This window comes from Anaerophaga thermohalophila str. Valhall (assembly GCF_000250735.1).
GTDB lineage: Bacteria > Bacteroidota > Bacteroidia > Bacteroidales > Marinilabiliaceae > Anaerophaga > Anaerophaga thermohalophila_A.
In genome coordinates this window covers 1-23709 of record NZ_AHZV01000295.1, presented here as the reverse complement: position 1 = coordinate 23709, position 23709 = coordinate 1, and the positions used below count along the sequence as shown (strand labels likewise).

General features: G+C 43.6%; 17 protein-coding genes. 8 read left to right on the top strand and 9 right to left on the bottom strand.

Annotated features, from left to right (window positions below; genetic code table 11):
• Nucleotides 1-3 precede the first annotated feature (3 nt).
• The 6 genes from mrdA to OQ5_RS0115345 all read left to right on the top strand — a co-directional run bounded on the left by mrdA (nt 4) and on the right by OQ5_RS0115345 (nt 11126).
• The gene (gene mrdA / locus OQ5_RS0115375; RefSeq protein ID WP_026055330.1) at nt 4-1851 is read left to right on the top strand and encodes a penicillin-binding protein 2; all 1848 of its coding nucleotides are present in this window, start codon (nt 4-6) and stop codon (nt 1849-1851) included.
• The gene (rodA, locus tag OQ5_RS0115370; RefSeq protein WP_016778335.1) at nt 1835-3256 is read left to right on the top strand and encodes a rod shape-determining protein RodA; all 1422 of its coding nucleotides are present in this window, start codon (nt 1835-1837) and stop codon (nt 3254-3256) included. The genes mrdA and rodA overlap by 17 nt, the downstream gene beginning before the upstream one ends.
• A 453-nt stretch (nt 3257-3709) precedes the next feature.
• Nucleotides 3710-5542: a DNA topoisomerase IV subunit B gene (locus OQ5_RS0115360; protein ID WP_016778334.1), complete on the top strand. Its 1833-nt coding sequence runs from the start codon at nt 3710-3712 to the stop codon at nt 5540-5542.
• Between the two features lie 3 nt (nt 5543-5545).
• The gene (locus OQ5_RS0115355) at nt 5546-8206 is read left to right on the top strand and encodes a DNA gyrase/topoisomerase IV subunit A (RefSeq protein ID WP_016778333.1); all 2661 of its coding nucleotides are present in this window, start codon (nt 5546-5548) and stop codon (nt 8204-8206) included.
• A 10-nt stretch (nt 8207-8216) separates the two neighbouring features.
• Complete coding sequence (locus tag OQ5_RS0115350; RefSeq protein ID WP_016778332.1) at nt 8217-8738, top strand: shikimate kinase; 522 nt, start codon at nt 8217-8219, stop codon at nt 8736-8738.
• A gap of 126 nt (nt 8739-8864) precedes the next feature.
• Nucleotides 8865-11126: a patatin-like phospholipase family protein gene (locus OQ5_RS0115345; RefSeq protein ID WP_016778331.1), complete on the top strand. Its 2262-nt coding sequence runs from the start codon at nt 8865-8867 to the stop codon at nt 11124-11126.
• Nucleotides 11127-11155: 29 nt separating this feature from the next.
• Here OQ5_RS0115345 and OQ5_RS0115340 read toward each other — a convergent pair whose 3' ends face one another.
• Genes OQ5_RS0115340 through OQ5_RS21310 form a run of 6 tightly spaced genes read right to left on the bottom strand, consistent with a single transcriptional unit; the run spans nt 11156 to nt 17289 of the window.
• The gene (locus OQ5_RS0115340; protein ID WP_016778330.1) at nt 11156-12487 is read right to left on the bottom strand and encodes a DUF58 domain-containing protein; all 1332 of its coding nucleotides are present in this window, start codon (nt 12485-12487) and stop codon (nt 11156-11158) included.
• Between the two features lie 23 nt (nt 12488-12510).
• On the bottom strand, nt 12511-13515 hold the full coding sequence (locus tag OQ5_RS0115335; protein ID WP_016778329.1) for an AAA family ATPase: 1005 nt from the start codon (nt 13513-13515) through the stop codon (nt 12511-12513).
• Between the two features lie 3 nt (nt 13516-13518).
• Nucleotides 13519-14721, bottom strand: a complete 1203-nt coding sequence (locus OQ5_RS0115330) for a DUF4350 domain-containing protein (RefSeq protein ID WP_016778328.1) — start codon at nt 14719-14721, stop codon at nt 13519-13521.
• Nucleotides 14718-15449: a hypothetical protein gene (locus OQ5_RS0115325; RefSeq protein WP_016778327.1), complete on the bottom strand. Its 732-nt coding sequence runs from the start codon at nt 15447-15449 to the stop codon at nt 14718-14720. Before OQ5_RS0115325 ends, OQ5_RS0115330 begins: the two co-directional genes overlap by 4 nt.
• Nucleotides 15449-16312 carry a hypothetical protein gene (locus tag OQ5_RS0115320; protein WP_016778326.1) on the bottom strand — a complete coding sequence of 288 codons (864 nt, stop codon included), beginning with the start codon at nt 16310-16312 and terminating at the stop codon, nt 15449-15451. Before OQ5_RS0115320 ends, OQ5_RS0115325 begins: the two co-directional genes overlap by 1 nt.
• Nucleotides 16309-17289, bottom strand: coding sequence for a stage II sporulation protein M (locus OQ5_RS21310; RefSeq protein ID WP_044107962.1), 981 nt, complete (start codon nt 17287-17289; stop codon nt 16309-16311). Before OQ5_RS21310 ends, OQ5_RS0115320 begins: the two co-directional genes overlap by 4 nt.
• Nucleotides 17290-17493: 204 nt before the next feature.
• On the opposite strand from OQ5_RS21310, the gene OQ5_RS0115310 reads away from it, so the two are divergent.
• Together OQ5_RS0115310 and OQ5_RS0115305 are read left to right on the top strand one after the other, a co-directional pair.
• Nucleotides 17494-18219: an RDD family protein gene (locus tag OQ5_RS0115310; RefSeq protein WP_010417327.1), complete on the top strand. Its 726-nt coding sequence runs from the start codon at nt 17494-17496 to the stop codon at nt 18217-18219.
• A 920-nt stretch (nt 18220-19139) separates the two neighbouring features.
• Nucleotides 19140-20357, top strand: coding sequence for an ROK family protein (locus tag OQ5_RS0115305; RefSeq protein WP_016778324.1), 1218 nt, complete (start codon nt 19140-19142; stop codon nt 20355-20357).
• A gap of 10 nt (nt 20358-20367) precedes the next feature.
• Here OQ5_RS0115305 and OQ5_RS0115300 read toward each other — a convergent pair whose 3' ends face one another.
• The 3 genes from OQ5_RS0115300 to OQ5_RS0115290 are packed head-to-tail and all read right to left on the bottom strand — an operon-like array spanning nt 20368 to nt 23692.
• The gene (locus OQ5_RS0115300; protein WP_016778323.1) at nt 20368-21471 is read right to left on the bottom strand and encodes an SGNH/GDSL hydrolase family protein; all 1104 of its coding nucleotides are present in this window, start codon (nt 21469-21471) and stop codon (nt 20368-20370) included.
• 26 nt (nt 21472-21497) lie between these two features.
• Complete coding sequence (locus OQ5_RS0115295; RefSeq protein WP_016778322.1) at nt 21498-22910, bottom strand: DUF5009 domain-containing protein; 1413 nt, start codon at nt 22908-22910, stop codon at nt 21498-21500.
• A complete protein-coding gene (locus OQ5_RS0115290; RefSeq protein ID WP_026055329.1) occupies nt 22907-23692 on the bottom strand; it encodes a glycerophosphodiester phosphodiesterase in 786 nt (261 codons plus the stop codon). Before OQ5_RS0115290 ends, OQ5_RS0115295 begins: the two co-directional genes overlap by 4 nt.
• Nucleotides 23693-23709: the final 17 nt, after the last annotated feature.

Here is a 23709-nt window from a genome sequence, read left to right as displayed (position 1 = left end):
TAAGTGGAAAATCAAAACAATCGAACCATAATAATAAGGCTCATCATGGTTGTTGTAACCATTGTATTTGTCATCCGGCTTTTCATGCTGCAGGTGTTCGATCCATCTTACAAGTTTTCGGCCGAGAGCAATGCCAGAAGAAAGATTACCGAGTTCCCGGCACGGGGTCTGATTTACGACCGCAATAAAGAACTTTTGGTTTCGAACCAGGCCGTTTATGACATTATGGTTGTTCCGAGGGAAATGGGAGAAATTGATACGGCAGAGCTGGCAGAGAGCATGGGCCTTGAAATTGAAAAGGTACGAAGTCTGTTTCAAAACATGAAAAAAGATTTGCAGGCAAGAAAAATTTCATCCTTCCAGCCGTCGATATTTTACAAGCAGATGCCGGCAGAACAATATGGATATTTTCACGAAAAGCTTTATAAATTCAAAGGTTTCTTTGGTCAGCGAAGAATTGTAAGGAAATATGAATATTCAAATGCAGCCAACGTGCTTGGTTATGTGGGTGAAATTGGCGAACAGCAATTAAAGGGACGCCCATACTACAGTCAGGGAGACTACTGGGGTATCAGCGGAGTTGAAAAAACTTACGAAGAAGCCCTGCGCGGGCATAAAGGTGCCAGATATGTCCTGGTTGATGTTCATGGTCGCCAGAAAGGAGCTTTTCGGGAGGGACGGTACGACGAGCCGGCTGTTTCGGGGAAAAACCTGACACTAACATTAGACCACAACCTACAGGCATACGGGGAACTACTGATGCAAAACAAAGTGGGTAGCATTGTCGCCATCGAACCTGCCAGCGGTGAAATTCTTGCCATGGTATCTTCTCCATCTTACGACCCATCGATGCTTGTAGGGCGAAAACGAAATACTAATTTTCCAAAACTGGCCAATGACACGCTTTATCCGCTTTTCAACCGGCCGCTTCAATCGGGATATCCTCCCGGCTCCACTTTCAAAACCATCAATGCGCTGATAGGACTCCAGGAGGGCATAGTTACCCCGGAAACACGCTACAGTTGCCAAATGGGTTATCACACACCTTCATTATCGGTAGGATGCCATGATCACCCGAGTCCGCTGGATTTGCGCGGCTCCATCCAGATGTCATGTAACGCCTATTATTGTAATGTTTTCCGAAACATACTTGACAATCCGGAATACGGTTCACCCAAAACGGGTCTTGATGTTTGGAAAAATTATTTAGTAGATTTCGGTTTCGGGTACAAATTGGGCACCGATTTGAGTAACGAAGCCAGAGGATTTGTTCCCAACAGCGATTATTATGACCAGATATATGGTGGAAGCTGGGGATCGCTCACTGTGATATCTCTGGCCATTGGACAGGGAGAGCTGCTGACAACACCCATACAGATGGCTAACATGACAGCTGCAATTGCTAACCGGGGGCATTGGTTTACACCTCATGTAGCAAAGGAAATTGAAAATGACACCATTCCTTCCCGGTTCACCGAACCACGATATGTCGGTATTGACTCTGCTCATTTCGACCCGGTTATTGACGGAATGGAGCTGGCCATCTGGGGCGGAGAAGGAAGTACCGCCCGGATTGCCCGAATCCCTGGCATCAGCATTTGCGGGAAGACCGGAACTGCAGAAAATCCGCATGGCGACGACCACAGTATTTTTATCGCTTTTGCGCCCAAAGACAATCCACAAATTGCTGTTGCCACTTATGTTGAAAACGGAACCTTCGGCTCTACTTACGGGGCCCCTATCTCAAGCCTGATCATAGAAAAATATCTCAACGGGGAAATACACAGAACCCGGAAATGGATAGAACAACGAATGTTAGAAGCCGATCTGATAAATGAGAGTAACGATTAGACCATACAAAAATATTGACTGGCTGACAGTAATAATTTACATTTTACTGGTCGCTTTTGGCTGGATGAATATCTATGCCGCCAATTACGACCCGGAAGTCGGTTCTTTCTGGGACATTTCAACCGAGCCCACCAGACAACTTGTTTGGATCGGTTTGTCGGTATTGACGATTGGGTTTCTTTTTCTCATCGACAGTAAATTCTTCGTAGAGTTTTCATACATCTTTTTTGGATTGTCGTTATTCCTGCTGCTGATGGCTCTCTTTTTTGGCATAGAGATTAACGGTGCAAAAGCCTGGTTTCAGTTTGGCCCTGTCCGCTTTCAGCCGGCGGAGCTCACAAAAGTAGCGGCAAGTCTTGCCCTGGCCAGGGTGATGAGCCGGTATAACTTCCAAATGAATCGTTCACGGCACACCCTGAAAATGGGAGCCGTGGTGTTCTTGCCGGCAATGATCATATTATTACAAAACGACACGGGTTCTGCTCTTGTCTATTTTGCCTTTTTCCTGGTGTTCTTCCGCGAAGGAATGCCTGCCGTAGTATTATTTCTCGGAGCATTGGCGGCAATAGTTTTTGTGCTTTCTCTGCTTTACGAAACCATTTATATTTATGCCGGATTATTTGTACTTTTTTGTGCGATTATTTATTTCGCAAAACAGAAGAAGACGGCCATTATCTCTTTCGGTATTACAGCTTTTGCTTTTGCACTAACAGTAGGCATTTTCGATGTATTGGATAAAGAATCCGGATATATTTTACCGTTCATAATAAGTGTGGGCATTACTTCAGCTTATCTTGTTATAAAAACCGTAGTTAAACGTTTGCCGCAATTGGGAATTGGTCTGTTTTTACTATGGGCAATGCTGGGCTATACCTATTCTACCAACTATTTTTTCGATTCTGTACTCTCCGGTTATCAGAAAAACAGGATTCTGGTTATGATAGGCCTGGAAAACGACCCGCAAGGAGTGGGATACAACGTCAACCAGTCGAAGATAGCCATAGGTTCAGGCGGATTTTCCGGAAAGGGATTTCTGGAAGGCACCCAAACCAAATTTGATTTTGTGCCCGAACAAAGTACAGACTTCATCTTTTGCACAGTTGGGGAGGAATGGGGATTTTTAGGTACATCCATGGTAATACTTCTGTTCCTGACCCTCCTTTTGCGCATTGTTTACCTTGCCGAACGACAACATTCCGATTTCAGCCGTATTTATGGTTATAGTGTTGTAGCCATTTTCTTCATGCATATTGCTATCAATATAGGAATGACAATTGGTCTGGCTCCTGTTATCGGTATACCGCTACCCTTTTTTAGCTATGGCGGCTCTTCTTTCTGGGGGTTTACAGTCTTGCTGTTTATTTTTCTGAAACTGGATACCAACAGGGCAGAATTGATACGATAAAAAAATTTGTTTCGAAACCCCCTGATTTGCATCAAATAAAAATTTTATCTGCCAACAGGGATTACGATAGAATTCTCCTTTTAATTATATTTGGAAGAATTTTCCCGGAAGGAGGAAGATTTTCGGACTTTGGATTATTGCTTGTTTCTGCAGGAGCGGAACAATATAAATAGTGTCTGTCCATAAAGTACCATTTGCTGTGTTACGCTCGTCCGAAAATTACTCATTTACGATGAGTAAACTCCGTATTTTCGGACCTCGCAAGCCTTGCAACTGGCACTTTCTGAACAGACACACTTATTGTAAAAATTTTTGCGAGTTTATAGACAAGCACTAAATATTCGTAAAATGCTGTCCGAAACCTGTACAAACAACCTGCAACAGCATGAAAAACCGCACAAATTGCAGCAATAAGGATAACCAAAAAAGGACACAACTTAAATGTAAGGCAAAATGGTGCAGAACTATTCGGAAGAAACCATACGCACACTTGACTGGAAAGAACACATAAGGCGAAGGCCGGGTATGTACATCGGAAAACTCGGCGACGGGACTTTTGCCGACGATGGGATTTATGTCCTCATAAAGGAGGTCATGGACAACTCGGTCGACGAATTTATGATGGGATTTGGCAAAGATATCCGCATCGATCTTTCTGAAAAGCATCTGGCAGTAAGAGACTTCGGGCGGGGTATTCCACTGGGAAAAGTGATGGATGTAGCCTGTAAGATGAACACCGGTGCCAAATATGACAGCAAAGTATTTAAAAAATCAGTTGGGCTGAACGGAGTGGGAATTAAGGCAGTCAATGCCCTTTCCGACCGGTTTGTCATCCAGGCTTTTCGCGACGGGGAGACCAAACGAGTTGTATTCAGCAAAGGAGAACTGGTAGAAGATGCCCCGGTAGAACCCTCAAAAGAGCCCAATGGTACCTTTGTCGAATTTGTACCTGATGAATCCATCTTCAACGATTTTGCATTCAGGGAAGAGTACATAAGCTCGCTGCTCAGAAACTATACTTATCTGAATACCGGGCTTACCATTCATTTCAACGGTGAAGAATACCGCTCTGAAAACGGTCTGCTCGACCTGTTGGATGAGCAAATGACCGAAACCGGTTTGTACCCTATCATATCGCTGAAAGACGATGATCTGGAAATTGCCGTAACCCATTGCAATCAGTACGGCGAAGAATATTACACTTTTGTTAACGGCCAGCACACGACTCAGGGAGGAACCCATCTGCTGGCTTTCAGAGAGGCTTATGTAAAAACAATTCGTGAGTTCTACAATAAAAACTTTGATGTTTCCGACATCCGATCTGGAATTGTTGCAGCAGTTAGTATAAAGATTGAAGAACCGGTATTTGAATCGCAGACAAAAACTAAGCTGGGGTCAAAGGACATGTCGCCTGGCGGGGCTTCGATACGAAACTATATGCTTGATTTTGTCAAAGAAAAGCTTGATAATTTCCTGCATAAAAACCCTGATACAGCAGAAATACTGCATAAAAAAATACTGGAATCGGAAAAAGAAAGAAAAGCCATTTCAGGCATCCAGAAACTGGCACGCGAACGCGCCAAAAAAGTTAGTCTGCATAACAAAAAGCTGCGCGATTGCAGGATCCATTTCAATTCCAATCACGAACGCAAGCTGGAAACCTCTATTTTCATTACCGAGGGTGATTCTGCCTCGGGCTCCATCACCAAAGCCCGCGACGTTAGTACCCAGGCGGTTTTCAGTCTGAAAGGAAAGCCACTCAACACCTACGGTCTAACCCGCAAGGTGGTATACGAAAACGAAGAATTTAATCTGCTTCAGGCAGCGCTCAACATCGAAGAAGGAATTGAGGCCCTGCGCTACAATCAGGTAATCATCGCTACTGATGCCGACGTTGACGGGATGCATATTCGGTTACTATTGCTGACATTCTTTCTGCAATTTTTCCCGGAACTGGTAAAAAACGGACATTTGTTTATCCTGCAAACTCCGCTTTTCAGGGTGCGAAACAAAAAAGAAACCTTTTACTGTTACACCGAACAGGAACGTCTGAATGCTATAAAAAAAATCGGGAAAAATGCCGAAATTACAAGATTTAAAGGGCTGGGAGAAATTTCCCCCGACGAATTCCAGCATTTTATAGGCAAGGATATCCGCCTGGAGCCGGTTAGTATGAAAAAAGAGGACGCCTTTAAAGAGCTGCTGGAATTTTACATGGGAAAAAATTCGCCAAACAGGCAGAATTTTATCATTGACAACCTGGTGGTTGATGAAGAAATGCTTTAAAAAATGAGTGACGATATCAATAAACATCCGGAAACACCCGAAGGAAACAACGAAGAGCCAGAAAAAGGAGAGAATCGTGACAACCTGTCGCAACAAAGGCAGGATGAGTCCCACGATGTAAAAATTACGCCTCTCCAGGGAATGTATCGTTCATGGTTCCTCGACTATGCGTCGTATGTCATCCTTGAACGGGCCGTACCTCATATTCACGACGGTCTGAAACCTGTGCAGCGTCGCATCCTGCATGCCATGCGCAGAATAGAAGACGGCCGGTATAACAAAGTGGCCAATATCATTGGATACACTATGCAGTATCACCCGCACGGTGATGCTTCAATCGGTGATGCGCTGGTGCAGTTGGGGCAGAAAAACCTGCTCATTGACACGCAGGGAAACTGGGGAAACATTTTTACGGGCGATAGTGCAGCTGCCCCGCGATACATCGAAGCCCGCCTGAGCAAGTTCGCCCTCGATGTCGTGTTTAACCCGAAGATAACCGAATGGAAACCTTCCTACGACGGAAGAAATCAGGAACCGGTGGCCTTGCCTGTTAAATTTCCGCTGCTCCTGGCCCAGGGAGTAGAAGGCATTGCTGTTGGTCTCGCTTCCAAAATATTACCCCACAACATTGCCGAACTCATCGACGCTTCCATCGCCTACCTGAAAGGCCAGTCTTTCGAATTGTATCCCGACTTTCCTACAGGCGGAATGATGGACGTATCAAGATACAACGACGGTCTGCGGGGCGGAGTTGTGCGGGTAAGGGCAAAAATCAGCAAACTCGACAATAAGACACTGGTTATTTCGGATATTCCTTTCGGGAAAAATACCACAACCTTAATAGAGTCGATACTCAAAGCCAATGAAAAGGGCAAAATAAAAATCAAAAAAATTGACGATAATACCGCCCAAAAGGTAGAGATACTCGTACATCTGCCCGCCAACACCTCGCCCGACAAAACCATCGATGCGCTTTATGCTTTTACCGACTGCGAACTTTCGATCTCTCCCAATGCCTGCGTAATTCGCGACGAAAAGCCGGCATTCCTTACTGTAAGCGAAATACTAAAATCAAACACGGACCACACGGTACACCTGCTGACCCGGGAACTCGAAATTCGCAAAGGAGAACTTGAAGAAGCGTGGCACCTCTCATCTCTGGAAAAAATCTTTATCGAAAACAAAATATACCAGCGCATTGAGGAATGCGAAACCTATGAGGCCATCATCAAGACCATTGATCACGGACTGGAACCCTTCAAAAAATTATTAAAACGGGAAGTTACGCGCGATGATATCATCAAGCTGACCGAGATCAAGATTAAGCGAATCTCCAAATTCGATTCCAAAAAGGCCGATGAATATATTGCTTCGCTGGAAGAGGAACTGGAACAGGTTGAGTATAACCTTAACAACATTATTCCCTACACCATTGATTATTACAAGGGCCTGAAAAAGAAGTACAGCTCCCGTTATCCGAGAATGACGGAAATAAGAAGTTTCGAAAACATAGAAGCTTCTAAAGTGGTTGTAAAAAATGAGAAACTTTATATCAACCGTGAAGACGGATTTGTCGGAACTGCCCTGAAGAAAGATGAATTTGTGTGCAACTGTTCGGACATTGACGACATCATCATCTTCTACAAAGACGGGCGGTACCTGGTCACTAAGGTGCAGGAAAAAGCTTTTGTAGGTAAAAACATTATTCACATTGCCGTCTTCAAGCGAAACGACAACAGAACCATTTACAATGTAGTTTACCGCGACGGTAAACGAGGCAATACCTATGTCAAACGTTTTGCCGTAACAGGTGTTACTCGCGACAAAGAGTACAACCTGACCAAAGGAACGCCAGGCTCTGAAGTGCTCTATTTCAGCGCTAACCCCAACGGGGAGGCTGAAGTTTTGAAGGTAACACTGAAACCCCGTCCCCGTCTCCGGAATCAGTTTTTTGAATTCGACATGGCCGGGCAGGCCATAAAAGGACGAGGTGCGCAGGGCAATATCCTCACAAAATACGACATTCACAAAATAGTGCTTAAGAAAAAAGGAGAAAGCACACTGGGAGGTCGAAAGATATGGTTCGAGCCGGAAATACTACGCCTGAATGTTGACGGACACGGGAAATATTTGGGAGAGTTCCATCCGGGCGACCAGATACTTGTAATGACAACAGACGGCTATTTTTTCCAAACCAGTTACGACCTGGCCAATCATTATGAAGACAACATCCTTTACATCGAAAAATTCAATCCCGACGTTGTTTGGTCTGCTGTCTATTATGATGCCGACCAGGATTACTATTACGTCAAACGCTTCCAGGTTGAACCCGTCAGCAAGCCGCAAAGATTTATCGGAGATAATCCCAAATCGCGACTCATACGTCTGACACACGTGGATTATCCACGACTGGAGATAAAGTTTGGCGGCGAGGATAAAGACCGGGAGAAAAAAATCGTAGAGGTAGCCGAATTTATTAATGTTAAAGGTTGGCGGGCTAAAGGAAAAAGATTAACCACTTACCAGGTACATAAAATAATGGAACTGGAACCCATCGTCAGAGAAAAACCTGAACCTGAACCCGAGTCCGAACCTGAAACCGAATCTGAAGAAATGAAGGACACAACGGAGGATGAAGACAAGGGACAGATGTCTATTTTCTGAATAAGAGATCATGGCAGAACCAATCTATCTTACAGGATTTATGGGGAGTGGGAAAACCACATTTGGCCGGATGCTGGCCCGTGCCCTCAACCGTGATTTTCTGGACCTTGACCATCTAATTGAAAAGCAGGAAGGAGCTTCTGTTTCCGAACTGTTTTCAAAATACGGGGAAGACGGATTCAGAGCGCTCGAACACAAGGCCCTGCTCTCGACACAAGATATGAAAAATGCAATTATTGCAACTGGCGGAGGGGCTCCCTGCTTTCAGGACAATATGGATTTCATGAACCGGTACGGGCTGACCATCTATCTGAAAGTTTCTCCCGAGGTACTTGCCAAACGCCTCCTTCCCGCCCGGGGTCACAGACCACTGATAGCGGGGAAGAGCGAATCAGAGCTGTTGGATTTTATCAGAACAAAACTTTCGGAACGTGATCCCTGGTACAACAAAGCACAAATTATTGCCGATACTTCGGGGCTTTCTCCCCAGGATACACTTCGCATTGTAATGAAGGCTCTGGAATTACGTTAAAATTGGCTTTCAGACTTCCTCTTCGTCGTTTTACCCTGGAAAAAGCTCATTTTAATCAATTATTAATCTACTTTTTACACCAGGATGAATTGATTCCTATACATTTGTAGAAATCTTTCCGTTCCAATGAGAAAACAAACAATTCTTCTTTTCTTCCTCATTCTGTTGGGTGGAGTCGGGATTAGGGCACAATCAGACGCCGGTCGCCCAAAAATCGGTCTGGTACTTAGTGGAGGCGGAGCCAAAGGTCTGGCGCATATAGGAGTTCTCAAAGTACTGGAAGAAGAGGGAATAGTCCCCGATTACATAACAGGCACCAGCATGGGAAGCATTATAGGCGGACTTTATGCCTCGGGTTACAGTGCACATGAACTCGACTCCATTGTGAAGAATGTGAGCTGGGGACGGTTGCTCTCCGATGCTTTGCCACTTTCAAGTGTTTCACCCCACGAAAAGGAGGACTATAATCGTTATCAGGCAGAGTTTACCATCACAAAAAACGGACTGGAAATACCATCGGGTTTGATCAAAGGACAGCAGATCAGTGCTCTCTTTTCAAATCTGACATGGCACGTTGCCGATATTAACGACTTTGATCAGCTCCCCATTCCGTTTCGTTGCGTTGCAGCTGATCTGAAAAGCGGAAGAGAATATATTTTCAGTAAAGGTGATCTGGCTACAGCCATGCGTGCCAGTATGTCGATACCAACGGTTTTTTCACCCGTTAAGATCGACACACTTCTGCTTGTCGACGGCGGGATACTCAACAATTTCCCTGTACGGTTGTGCAAACAAATGGGGGCAGATATCATTATTGGCGTAAATGTCGGATTTCAGGACGGTCAGGAAGAAGATGAACTGAAAACATTTCCCGAAATATTAATGGCATCGGCTACTCTTGCAGGAAATATTTCTACACGAAGAGCCATCAGGCATACCGATCTCCTCATCTCTCCCGATCTTGAGAATTACAATACCGGAAGTTTCTTCGATGCCCCGAGGATCATTGAGCTGGGAGAACTGGCAGCCAAAGCAAAAACAGACCAACTCCGCCGGCTTGCCGATTCAATAAAGTGGATGCCAATCCAACCCCGGATGGATAAGGACAAAAACCGGGAAATTATAATTTCTCAAATCTCAATTAACGGATTACGAAACATTAACCAGCAATTTCTCCTTGGACATATCGGGATACAGCCTGGCGATACCATTACTCCCAAAATGATGGATAAGGGACTTAAAAATGCTATGGGTACCCGTTACTTCGAAAATATAACCTACCGGATAGAACCTTTGAATTCGGGATACTTGCTTACCCTGAATCTGGAAGAAAGCCCACAGGCAAAAGCAAAATTCTCGCTTCATTACGATAATGAATACAAAGCCGGAATTATGTCCAACCTCACCATCAGGAATCTTTTTGGCCATACCTCGCGTACTTCTTTTACCGCTGACATCTCCGAAACACCGGAATTCACCGTTTCACAAATCAACTTCATGGGCGAAAAGCAGATAACCGCAGCCAAAACAGAGCTTGAATACGAAAGCAATAACCTGCCTGTTTATCTTGACGACGGCTCCAAATACGGCACTTTTAATCATCGCTATTCAGCGGCAAGACTCGGCTTTATGACTGCCCTGGGCACCCGCTGGCAAATGGATGCCTACGTTAAATTTGCCAAATCCACGCTCCAAAACAAAACCGGTTTCTCTGATATTTTCTATGCCGGCGTGGAACGCTTCGGAAACAACTTCCTTTCGTCCAATTTTGATTTCATTTACAGTTCAATCGACAGCAGATATTTTCCTGTCAGGGGTTCCGAAATAAAGCTAAGTTATAAATTCAATATCGATGTACAACAGCTCTACAAAGGCTCTTCACAAGGTGAAGAGATGGTCTCAGCCATAACTGAATCTCCTCATCAGAACTATTTTACATTGGGCGGACACCTTAGAAAGTTTTTTCCAATAAACCGGGAACTGACGGTTGGGATAAGAACATCGGGACAAATTATCAGTCGCACGCCTCCCCTGCTCGGCCTTTCCTTTATAGGCGGGCTGCCCTTTAACAACCGAAGCAATGAAGTTCATTTTATCGGCTATTCCTTCCGGGAGAAAATTGCTGAAAACTTTGCATTGGGTGAGATCAACCTGAGATACAACATTGTTAAGCAGGTACATTTAAATGCTACAGGCAGTATTCTTATTTCGGAATTGAACTTACCGGAAGTAATAGAACCCATAGGTCTGGACAAAACAGAACAGGTACTGGGATATGGACTCATGATCGCTTACAACAGTTTTCTGGGCCCGCTTCAATTAGGTATGGGGAGCAACAACACCGATAACCGCATCAGGTGGTATTTTAATTTCGGGTTTAACTTTTGAAACGCTAAGTCGCAGAGATGCAGAGTTTTCTAAATCAACCCCCTGGCTTTAAACTCCAGATATTTATTAATTGTGGCCACGGTCAGTTTCCCCGGCTTACTAAGAATGGCGTGTATCCCGTTTCTTTCCAACTCTTTAACGATGAGTTTCTTATCAAACATAAACTTTTCAGCGATGGTCTGCCGGTATATATCTTCAACATCGCTCGCCTGGTTATGAATGAGCTTTTCAATCTCGGTATTTTCAAAGAACACAACCATCAGCAGGTGATTGGATGCCAGCCTTCTGAGAAAAGGCATTTCACGATGAGCCGACTTAAGACTTTCAAAATTGGTATAAAGAACCAGCAGGCTCCGTTGCGGTATTTTATGCCGAACCACGGCGTATAATGCTTCAAGATTGTGCTCCAAAAACCCGGTCTGCTGATTATAGAGCATCTCCATAATGGTTTGGAGGTGATGGGGTTCCCTCCGGGCAGGCAGCATGCACCTCACCTTCTCATTAAAGGTGATCAGACCGGCTTTATCGTGCTTCAGCATGGCAATATTGGCAAGCACAAGAGAGGTATTTATGGCATAATCGAGCAGGGAAGTCCCGTTGAAAGGCATTTTCATAGTACGCCCCATGTCGATGAGCGAAAAAACCTGCTGTGATTTTTCATCCTGGTATTGATTGACCATCAATTGCGCACGCCTGGCGGTAGCTTTCCAGTTTATGGTGCGAATATCGTCGCCTTTGATATATTCGCGTATCTGATCAAATTCCATCTGATGACCGTACTTTCTCACCTTCTTGATACCCACTTCGCTCAAACGGTCGGAAATGGCCATTATCTCAAACTTGCGCATTTGCACAAAAGAAGGGTAAACTTTTACCATAACAGGTGCAGCTGCCTTTATCCTGCGCGATAAAAATCCCTGACGGGTAGATATATAAACATTAAGATTTCCAAAATGGTATTCACCTCTTTCGACAGGGCGCAAAGAATAATTAAACGACCATGTTTCACCAGGCGATAACCACCCCTTCCGGTAAAAGTTCCTGATCTGAAATTGTGGCGGTAATTCATCAATCACCTCGCAACGAATTCTCACAGGAAGAAAATTCATCAGTTCAACAGAGACGTTATTCTTATCTCCGTTACTGAACCGGGGCGGCAGTTGACGGTTTCCTTCCAGTATGCGGCCTCCCCTCCGGTATAATATCATAATGTCTATAACAACGAGTGAAAAAAAGACTGCAACGGCAACAAGACCCGTAATAAAAAAAAGAAACCAAAAGTGCCCCAGCAGAAATAAAACTACCAGAACCGAAAGACCATAATAAAAATGAGGTCGCAAATATGTTGATTGAATGGTCATTCGTTTAAAATTGTTAGTGAGGATTACCTTGGCACTTCCACCGAGTCAACGATACGCCTGATAACATTTTCGGGCTGAAGCCCTTCCATCTCTTTTTCCGGAGTAAGTATCACCCGGTGATTAAGAACCGGAACAACCATCTCTTTCACGTCTTCGGAGGTTACAAAATCGCGCCCTTCGAGGGCAGCAAAAGCTTTTGCCGACCGCAGAACGGCAATTGAGGCTCTCGGACTTGCTCCAAGGAAGAGGCTGCTGTTGTTCCGGGTTTTGTCAATAATCTTGGCAATATAGCTGAGTATATCATGATCAACAGCCACTTTGGTTATCAATTCCTGAAAATCAATAATCTCCTGAGCAGAAATAACGGGCGACACTGCCTCTGTTTCAAGAACATTACCCCGCTCCTGGGCATTTTGCAAAATGGTCACTTCCTGATCAAGGGTAGGATAATCCAGCTTTATTCTAAAGAGAAATCTGTCAAGTTGAGCTTCGGGCAGTCGATACGTACCTTCATGCTCAACAGGGTTCTGAGTCGCCAGAACAATAAAAGGTTTTTCCATCGGGTGTGTAATCCCGTCGATAGTGACCTGCCGCTCCTCCATAACCTCGAACAAAGCGGCTTGTGTCTTTGCTGGTGCGCGGTTCACCTCATCAATAAGAATAATATTGGAAAAAACCGGCCCCTTATTGAACTTAAATTCCGAACGCCCGGAGTGGAATACCATTGTTCCCAACACATCCGAAGGCATCAGGTCGGGTGTAAACTGTATCCTTGAAAATCCGGTATTGATGCACCGTGAAAGCAATTTGGCTATCATTGTCTTGGCAATGCCTGGCACCCCTTCAAGAAGCACATGTCCATTGGCCAGAAGCGCCGTCAGCAAGTGGTCCAGAACACGTTCCTGGCCCACAATGACTTTCCCGATTTCATTTCGTATCCTGAAAGCTGCATGATTGAGTTCTTCAACATTTAAGCGGCTTTCAAATAATGAATTACCGTCGTCGTTAGGTAAATTTTCTAATGCCATAATTTATCTGCAATTATTGTAAAAAAATTCAATTTGCCGGTTAAACTGCTCCAGGTCTTCCTGCGAAATCTGTTTCAAATTATGCAGGCGATTTCCCATGCTGAAGAGGGCTGCTACCGATCGCTCTGAAACACCGGACTTCCGGGATACTTCCGAGATAATCCGGTTTTCATCAACCGCGGTGTTGATAAAATATCGCGAGCGTAGAAACTCAAGGAAATACGTAAATCTTTTCCGTGCGATATCCAGATGGTCGTGCCTGCGGTAATATAGCCGGGCCATTGTTTCTATAAAGCTCAGCGATGTATTTTGAGGCCTTTTTATAACAGGAATGGGGCGTTGCACCCTTTTACTGCCAAAAAACATCAGCATAATAATTCCAAAGAGGAGGGTATACCATGCCAGCCTCAACGACCGGTTGTCAAGGATGTAATCGAAAAGTCCCTCCTGATGCATCGAGCGTGGTTTATAAAACTCGTCCCATACGGTCGACTGTACAGGCAAATAAGATAATGATTTAAAAATATATTCACTATTATTTCGCGATAAAAGATGATAATTTGTGAAGGCAACAGGATTACTATGCAAGTAAAAATACCCGTCGCCATATTTGGTTCTGATATAGTTTGTATTTCCTTTGTTGTCATGCCCCAGGACCGTGGTCCTTGCCGTGTCGTATCTTGAAAAGTAAAACCTTGTCATCCAACGCGGATACCAGTAGCCGAACCCCGACCTCAGTTTTTTATTGGAGAAATAAAATCCGACAGAATCGGAAGTAAAGAAATCCATGTTGGGCAGCAGATCGGGTTTATATTCCAGTTTAAAGGTATCGGCAAGTGCCCCGAAAATGCGTTCTGCCGCAATAAATATATGATTTCCTGCCGAAGCAGTTTTTAATATTTCTTCTGCATCCTCCGGCTCCATTTTTATGCGACCGTTGATATAAATAAAATTGGTATTCAGAGGTATCTTGTTGTCAAGAAAAGCATGCGGCGGTGTCCATGACGTAACAATTTCTTTTTCGGGGAAAAGGTCGGTCAGAGACTCAAAGACAAGGTTATTGCCAAACGGTATTCTATCACTTTTGGAAAAACTGTAGCTCCAGTCTATCGGCCTGGGTGCAAAAACCGCTGCTATGATAAGCAGTAAAAGACCAACGGCTACTGCCCATGTCAATATCTTTTCTTTCCGGGATGAGAATCTCATGACAAAGGCCCTCCTTCTTTAGCAGGTACAAAAATCTTTTCCACCTTATCATACTGGCTTCGGGAAATATCGATATGACCATACCATATTACATCAAACAGTTGCATTCGTTTACGAAACTGTTCCCTTTCCCGGGAATTTTGTATTTCACGGTAATAATCAAAATTGGTTTTGTAATGCTTCAGAACAATTTTACCCGTTGCCTGGAGCTCTCTTAAGTAAAGAAGAAACAATATCCTTACGGCTTCTCTGTAAGCCCCGTTGTTGCGATACATCTTTAGCATTTCCCGGAGTTTTTCCGGTGAATATTCCTGTTCATCCTGGCCAAACTGCAGACCGGATGTTTCCTGACGGTGCGAAAGCACAAACAAACCACTTACCGGCACATCCAAAAATTTCAGCAATAAATACAGTACAAACAGGCCGCCAATGGCCAGGAGTAAATAAAAAAACCAGGGGCGCCCTTCGGTAACAGAGAACAACCAGCCAAACAAACGGGACAAAACATAATCCCAAAAACCTGGGCCCTGATCCCTGTCGTAAGTGTAGTCAGGGTTGGATTTCCATACTTCTATCTTATTATAAGGGGGATGACGGTACTCTACTTTGCCGTTATCCCACACGGAGACTTCATCTTTGGAAGAAATAAAAGACGAATCTCTTTCTTCTGCCAGAAGGGATAATGAAACAACAGACAATAGTATAAACAGAAATCCGGCTTTCAGCATTATGCATCTTCATTTATTGCAGATACCTTATCCATCAATGTTTCACGATCTTTCTGTTCACGAAGATTGTAATACTGGAAGCCAACAATAATATTCCAGACAGGATAGATCAGATATTGCCCCAGGCCACCAACAATGGTCGTTATGATGAAAGCAAGAGAATCGCTGTTCACCGCCTCCTGTTGCCCGGAGCCTACCAGAAATCCCTCAACGCCGGCAATAATCATGGCCGGTATCGAAAATAATGTGCCTACAATGCTGATAATCAGGTATGAAAGGAGAAGTATGCCGAAAGTAATCCACCAATTGTTGCGTATCAACTGAAAACAACGGGAAAATGTTTCACCAAACCCTTTGTCTTCAATAATCTTCACATAAAGAATAAACGACAACGGCACCCAAAGATAAATGGCAGGAATGACCAAAAGTATCACCCCGAAAATCATAATCACACCGGCCACAATACTGTAACCAATGATAGCACCAAAATGTCTGACAAATCTGTTCCAGACATCAAGCGAACTAAAGTTCCCTTTTCCTTTCTCTTCGTATTCGCCAAAATAGGCCGGTACCAATCCGCTTATAAAAAGCTGGGCCAGCATTCCAAAAATAATGGTCAAAAACACCAGCCAGGCCGAAGGGGCATTGCTTCCGGTTCCACCCTGCACTACCTTCAAAACAGAGGTAAAGGTATCCTGGGCATAGTAAGCGCTCATTATAGCCGCAATAATAATTGGCACACCTGCATATAAGGTAATGACCTGAAACAGTTTTTTCAGCTCCTGGGTAATAAATGCAAAGGAAGCATTGAAAACATCAGAAAAGTCTCTTTCTTTTTTTAATTCAATTTCCGGTTTGTTCATAACGGGTTGTTTTTAGGATTATTTACACGTTGATGAATATAATATGGGTAATAAACAAAATATCCGACAATAAGCACCAATGAAATAATAATGATCAGTACATTTAGGGCAAGGGACATCTGATTGTAATATCTGGTAATAAAACTTTCGATAAATCCGGCGAGAATAAAGAAAGGAACCAGGCCAAGCATAATTTTTGTTCCTTTGCGCACTCCTTTGACAAAAGCGGTTTTTCGTGGTAGTGTTCCCGGCCAGATAAAACTCTTGCCGAGTATTATTCCGGCGCCTCCGGCCAGCACAAAAGCCGACAATTCCAAAGTGCCATGGAGGAATATTCCCAGCGAAGATACCGTTAAGAGTGAGTGCTGGTAAAAAAAAGATTGAAAAACGCCTACCATCACACCATTCCGAAACAAATGAAACATTGTTCCCAAAGGGGTAAGTAATCCGAAAAGAAAAACAACAAAAGAGACCAGTACATTATTTCCGGTTATCATCAAAAACATGGGGAGTTCCCCCATTTGTCCGTAAACGGCCAGCGGGTCTCCTTTTTCAATATTGTCAAGGGTCATATTAACATATTGGTCGCCAAGCACCAACCTGGCAAAATCATCGTTATCGAATGCAGAGACGGCGCCGATAAGCATAGAAACACAAAACACAATTAGTGAAATAAGGAAATAGTGGCGTCCCTGATACAAATCGAAGGGAAGCTCTCTGGTCCAAAATGTAAGAAAACGGGTCGATTTTTCCTTTTTATTTTGGTATATAAGGTGATAAGCCTTGCTGCCCAGATTATTGAGATACTGTACAACAGAGGATTCGGGGTAAAAAGTACGTGCAAAGGATAAATCATCGGTGAGCTGAATATAATGGTCTGCCAGCTCATCAGGATTCATCCGCTGAGGGGTGGCAATTTTGGTTTCAAAATCCTGCCAACGCTTACGGTTTTTCTGGATGAAGGTTATTTCACGCATTCTGAAAACGTTAAACTCCGGCCAATTTAAACAAAAAAACACAACATTCAGAGCCTGACCGGACACTTTTTTGTTTAAAACCATATACAACCACTTCGACCGGCATCATAGAATTATTTGACAACCAACTCTTAAACAAGAAAGAAAGGCAAAATATTTTTATTACTTTTGTTTGCAGAAAAATCAACTTTACCCGCTTATCTGATGGAAACTATTGAACTTAATACCACTCAAAACGTTTCGTTACAATTTCCTGTAGCCAGCATTGCCGACCGCATTTTGGCATTCTTTTTCGATGCGGTATTTATGGGTCTGTATTCCATTCTGGTTGGAGTCTTTTTATCGGGTTGGCTTGGACTGGAAACCTGGGGCATTGTTTTCCTTTTTTCTCCCCTTTTCTTTTACCACCTGATATTTGAAATCTTTTTTAACGGCCAGAGTCCGGGAAAAAGAATCATGAACATCAGGGTATTTAAGGCCGATGGTTCACAACTCACTGCCGGCAGATGTTTTATTCGCTGGATATTCCGGCTTGCTGATATTACCTTTACTTCGGGCGCACTTGCCACGCTAATCATTATTATCAACGGTAAAGGACAACGGCTGGGGGATATTGCTGCCGGAACAACAGTACTCAAAACCGGAAAAAAGAACACATTTCAGCAAACGCTCTGGATGGATGTGGAAGAAGACTACCAACCCCGCTTTCCCGAAGCAGAACGCCTTACCGATAAAGATGTGCAAACCATAAAAGAGGTAGTGCAGATTACTAAAGATCCCAATCGCAGGCCCGATAATTATATTGAACTGCTGAGTAACACCCGCCAGGCCATAGAACAAAAAACACAGACCTCATCCCGGATGTCTGATCTGGATTATCTTACCACTATGATTAAAGACTATAATGCTTGTCACCAGGCATCGAGGTAAGCCCGGCTGCTGCCAATACCTGCAAATCTGAGGATCCAGAGCAATACAAACAGCCTCTAACCAGTGTCTGTCCATAAAGTACCATTTGCTTCGTTACGCTCGTCCGAAAATTACTCATTTACGATGAGTAAACTCCGTATTTTCGGACTTCGCAAGCCTTGCAACTGGCACTTTCTGAACAGACACGCATATTGTGAAAATTTTTTCAAGTTTATAGACGAACACTAAATAGTGTCTGTCCATAAAGTACCATTTGCTTCGTTACGCTTGCCGCCAAAAACCATATTTATGTTTGCAGGAATTCAGGTAAAACTTGGTTAGTTTAAAAATTTTTTAAAATTTACCCCACAATTAATAAAAAGAGATTTACAAAGCGCAACAGACCGTCATATTTTTAAATGGAGGATGATTCACATAACATTGGTATGCTGAATTTTAGAAGCTATAAGTTTAATTTTTGGGTTCTGCCCTTATTTTAGTGGTTAAATAATAAATATCAATACAAAACACTGTTTAGATAGTATCTGTCCATAAAGTGCCATTTACTGTGTTACGCTCGTCCGAAAATTACTCATTTACGATAAGTAAACTCCGTATTTTCGGACTTCGCAAGCCTTGTAAATGACACTTTCTGAACAGACACATGATAAGTAGGAAACTTTTCCTACTTTATAGACACATACTAAATAGTGTCTGTCCATAAAGTGCCATTTGCTGTGTTACGCTCGCCGCCAAAATACTCATTTACGGAAAGTAAACTGCGTTTTTGCCGGCTTCGCAAGCCTTGCAACTGGCAATTTCTGAACAGACACACATATTGTAAAATTTTTTGCGAGTTTATAGACGAACACTAAAAACGGCGTATTGCAACTGTATACAAACAATTATCAGATTATAGACAGGCACTAAATACCTCAACCATGAATCTTCGAACTGTGTTATCCGACTCTGATGAAGTGAGTAATCAAAGTCGGCAGGCTAAACAGAAAAATAAAATAATAAGAACCCTTTCCAAATCCAATCATGCACTGACCATACCTGAACTTCAGAAGCAGGTGCGGATCAGTACGCCGACAGTTATCAAGCTCATTAACGAGCTTATTACAGACGACCTGGTACAGGAAGAGGGCAAAAAAGAGACCGACAACGGGCGTCGCCCCACTCTTTACTCCTTAAACATCAACAGGTTTTATGCCGTAGGAGTAGAAATTCTGTTCAAGAGAATCAGCGTTTCTGTTGTTCGTCTTGATCAGGAAGTCATGCTTGAAAGACAGAACAGGGAATTCAGACTGGAAAATACGCCCGAATGTCTCGAGGAAGTCGTCTCCTTTATCCGTGAAACCCTTGATGATTGTGATGTTTCAATGGATAATATTCTTGGCATAGGCATTGGTCTGACCGGACGTGTCAACAGTCTGACAGGCGAGTCTTATAACTTTTTCACTTTTACCGAAAAACCGGTCGGCCAATATCTGACGGAAAGGTTAGATAAGCAGGTATTTGTTGACAATGACACGCATGTTATGGGCCTGGCGGAGCAAGTTTTGGGGCAGGCGAAAGAGGCACGAAATGCATTGATCCTGAATGTGAGCCGGGGATTGGGAATGACCATCATCGCCAACAAGAGGCTGATTACAGGAGGTATGGGATTTGCCGGCGAGTTCGGTCACATGCAAATGGGGAATTCCGACAAGTTATGCATCTGCGGGAAGAGAGGGTGTCTTGGAATGGAAGTCTCCGGTTATGCCCTGGAAGAAAACTTCAAGCAAGCCATAAAAGAGGGAGGGACGTCGCTGGCCATAAATGACAAACCGCTTGAAGATATTCGTTACGACGACATACTTGAAGCAGCCAACCAGGGCGACGGATTATGTATCAATCTCCTTCAGGAAATGGGAGAAATTCTGGGGATGGCTCTGGGCAATATTGTCAATCTTTTGAATCCGGAATTAATTATTATCGGAGGGAAATTTGCACAGGCAGGCTATATGTTTTCAGATTCCATAAAAACCGGCATGAATAAAACAGCCCTCACACTTCCTCTAAAATATGTAACACTCAAAACATCTCAACTGGGCAGCGAAAGTGGCAGTATCGGAGCCTCTGCAATGGTTTTTAAACAACACGATCTTATCTGATGCCGCCCGGTTATTCCCATTTATAATCCCATCCCAAAACGGTGCTCATTACGGGGATTAAATGACCGGCAATTTTTTGTTGCCCCTGAAAAGAGGGATGTGCATCGGCGCCCAGATCATTCTCCCGGTCAAGCAAGGCAGGAGGAATTCCTGTAAAAAAAACGTTTGAATCGTTGTAAACGAGCCTGATGCTATTGACTGTCTCCTTAACATACGAATGGCATGGCTCGTCGGTCATAGGGCCGACAACACAAAAAACAGGCACTGCACCATAAACCTCTCTGATTTGCAATACCAGGTCTTCATAAGCGCGCTGAAATATTACTTTATCGGGATGCGGAAGTGTAGAGAAATCATTGGTTCCAAGGTTAATCACTACAGCATCAGGTGTCCATTTGGAAAAATCCCATTCAGGAGAATCTTTCATATCCATTACGCGGGCAAAGCGTTGAGGCATTGTGGCCAGGGTAGTAGAAACTTTTTGAGGATCGCCGTAGTTGCGAACCACCCCGAGGCCGGAATGAGCTACCACATGATAATCGGCGCTAAAAGCATTGGCCAATATAGTTGCATAGGACTTATTTACATTTTCCGTTTGTGGGTCAAAGTCATCATCAGCACTTTCCGACTCTGCACCATAACCGCATGTTATAGAGTTGCCGATAAATTCTATGCGGCGGTTAATTTTAACTTCCCCGGGAAGCAAAGTTCCTTTTTTAGCCAGTTCAACACCATAAAAAAGAGTCTCCCCCATTTCTCCTTCGGTACGTTTAATAAATTGAACTTCATGAGGCCCTTTACCTTTTATTCCTTTAATGACAGCAATAGTATCTCCCTTCGCATGCAAAACCTTCAACAGCTCACCGTCAATTAACAAATCAAAATAATTTCGCTCCCCTCCTTTAAAATACAACTTCAGCTCATTTCCGGTAAACCGAAAACGTACCGTTACTCCCGGCCAATCATAACGTGCGATCTGGTTACCTGAAAAATCCACTCGTCCCATGTAATTGAGGTGCTCGTGAGTGGCAGGAAGGAAGTTTTCTTTATTTTGAGCAATAAGACTTGCAGGCATTAAATAGAAAAATACTGTTATTAAAAGAATGGACTTCATTTTCTTAATTTATTACTGTTATTTTTTCACACTCTCATAAAAAGCTTCTTGCGTGCCGCCAATGCACTTACCCAACCAACGCCCAAAGTTATTACAATTGCTTTGACAACCATCAGGAATACGGGATAATCGGAACTGACAAACAATGCATCCAAACCGGTCAGAGCCAAAACGGGCATAATCAAATTGCTACCGGCTACATAGGCCATCATAGCATTCTTTCCGGCACCGGTCAGGATATACAGATATTTTTTCAGATTTAACACCTCTGTCAAAACCATAAGTCCTGATAAACACACGATAGAAAGTCCTGCTGTAAGCGTCAGATAGCTTAAAGTGGCCGGATCCTTCTTTATGCCCCCGTGCAAAGGTTCAACAAGCCAGCCCGCAAGGATCAGAACAATACCCACCGGCATTACTTTCAGAAAAACCGAACGCCAAACCACCTCCCACTTTTTGATAAGCAGCCAAAGCAAAATCAACATCCCAAAAACGATGAAAAAGGTCGTCATCATTTCACGAACATACAACCCGGTAAGCGATACAGCAATGGTGGCTCCGGATAAAATCAGAATGGTTGTTGAGCGGAGCAAATCTTTATTTTCCTCTGATTTTCTACTATCTGATTTTAATGCATTTCTTACTACAATACCTGTATAAATACCCGGGATAAGTACTATCAGATATTTCAGGTAGTTCCATGACATCAGCCATGATAAAGGCGACCAGTTATAAAGTTTACTCACCCAGTTGCTTCCGTCACGGGCACCTAAAAAGAAAGCCGCCATCAGAGCAAAAGCAATCCATAACGAACTGCTCCATCGGCGGTAGATCATATAAAGGATACCTCCGCCTAATGCTGTGTTGGCCAATACCATTATAATAATGTCGAAATGCTGTATTGAAAACTCACGTATCCCATTTTTGTGCAGCACACTAAACAGAATGATCAACAATCCCCATCCGGCCAGGGACATCCATCGTTTATTATTGTGCCACCATCCTGAAGCGGGAGATGCAAAAACCAAAAGCATGCCTGCCATTGTAACCAGAGCGAGCGCCCATTTTATGTTTTCTGAAGCTTCCAATCCCCAGGGACGGGCATGTTGAGAAATTATGGCAAACAGCGCCAACCCTAAGAAACGCCACACCAAATGGCCGGTGATTCTGAATGTTGGTTCTCCCCGGTCGATGCGTCCGCCAAACGAAAAAGGGATGGCTGTACCCATCGAAAAAAGAAACATGGGGAATACCAGATCGACCCAGGTAATGCCGGGAATATTCGGATTGAAAACATGATCGGGAGGCGGCAATTGTGCATGGTACATCCATCCGGGAAGAGCTCCTTCAAAAGGGACGGTACCCGATAAAACCATCAATAAAATAGCCAATCCTCTAAGGGCATCCAATGCTTCAAATCGAACTTTTTTGTCTGTCATCGTCGATTGAGTTTAAGCCGTTTTTTAATCAAGTCCGGATAATCAGTGGTAATTCCTTCTATCCCTCTGTATTTATGACGAATCTCTGCAACCTTACCCTCATCATTAACAGTCCACACAAAAACTTCAAGGTTGTTTTGTTTCGCCTTTTTCATCAGCTCCTCACTCAAAACATTAAAATGGACGTTAAGACCATCGGCATCATATTCCAGGGCAGTTTTAATCAGCTCATCAACCGGCTTTTTCTCCCATACGAGCCAATAAAGGGGCACTTTGGGCAAATAATCTGAAGCCTCTTTCAGCTTAGCCGGATTGAAAGAGATAATTACAGTCTGGTTCGTTTTCCCGGTTCCCTGTAATAAGTCGGAAAGCATCGGAAAGACATTTCCTGCCTCACCTTCTTCCCAACAACATTTTATTTCAATAAAAAGTCTGACATCTGAAGGAAGTATTTCCAAAATTTCCCTCAGTGTAGGTATTTTAGTGTTGCCGCCAATGGAAAGTTCCCTCAAAGCTTTATATTCCGATTCCGGTACAACAAGTGAGTCCACACTCAAGCGGGCGGTATTACGGTCATGAAAAACCACAAGCGAGTCATCCTTTGTTCTCCAGATGTCCACCTCTATTGCATCACTGCCTAATTCTACGGCCTTTTCCACGGCCTCAATCGTATTTTCTGTTTCGCTTCCCGAAGCACCGCGATGAGCGATTACCTCTAATTTATTAGAACGACAGGCGCTCAGTGCAGTTAACACCATAAGAGCTATTGAAAATTGCTTCATTCGTAAAAAATTTATTT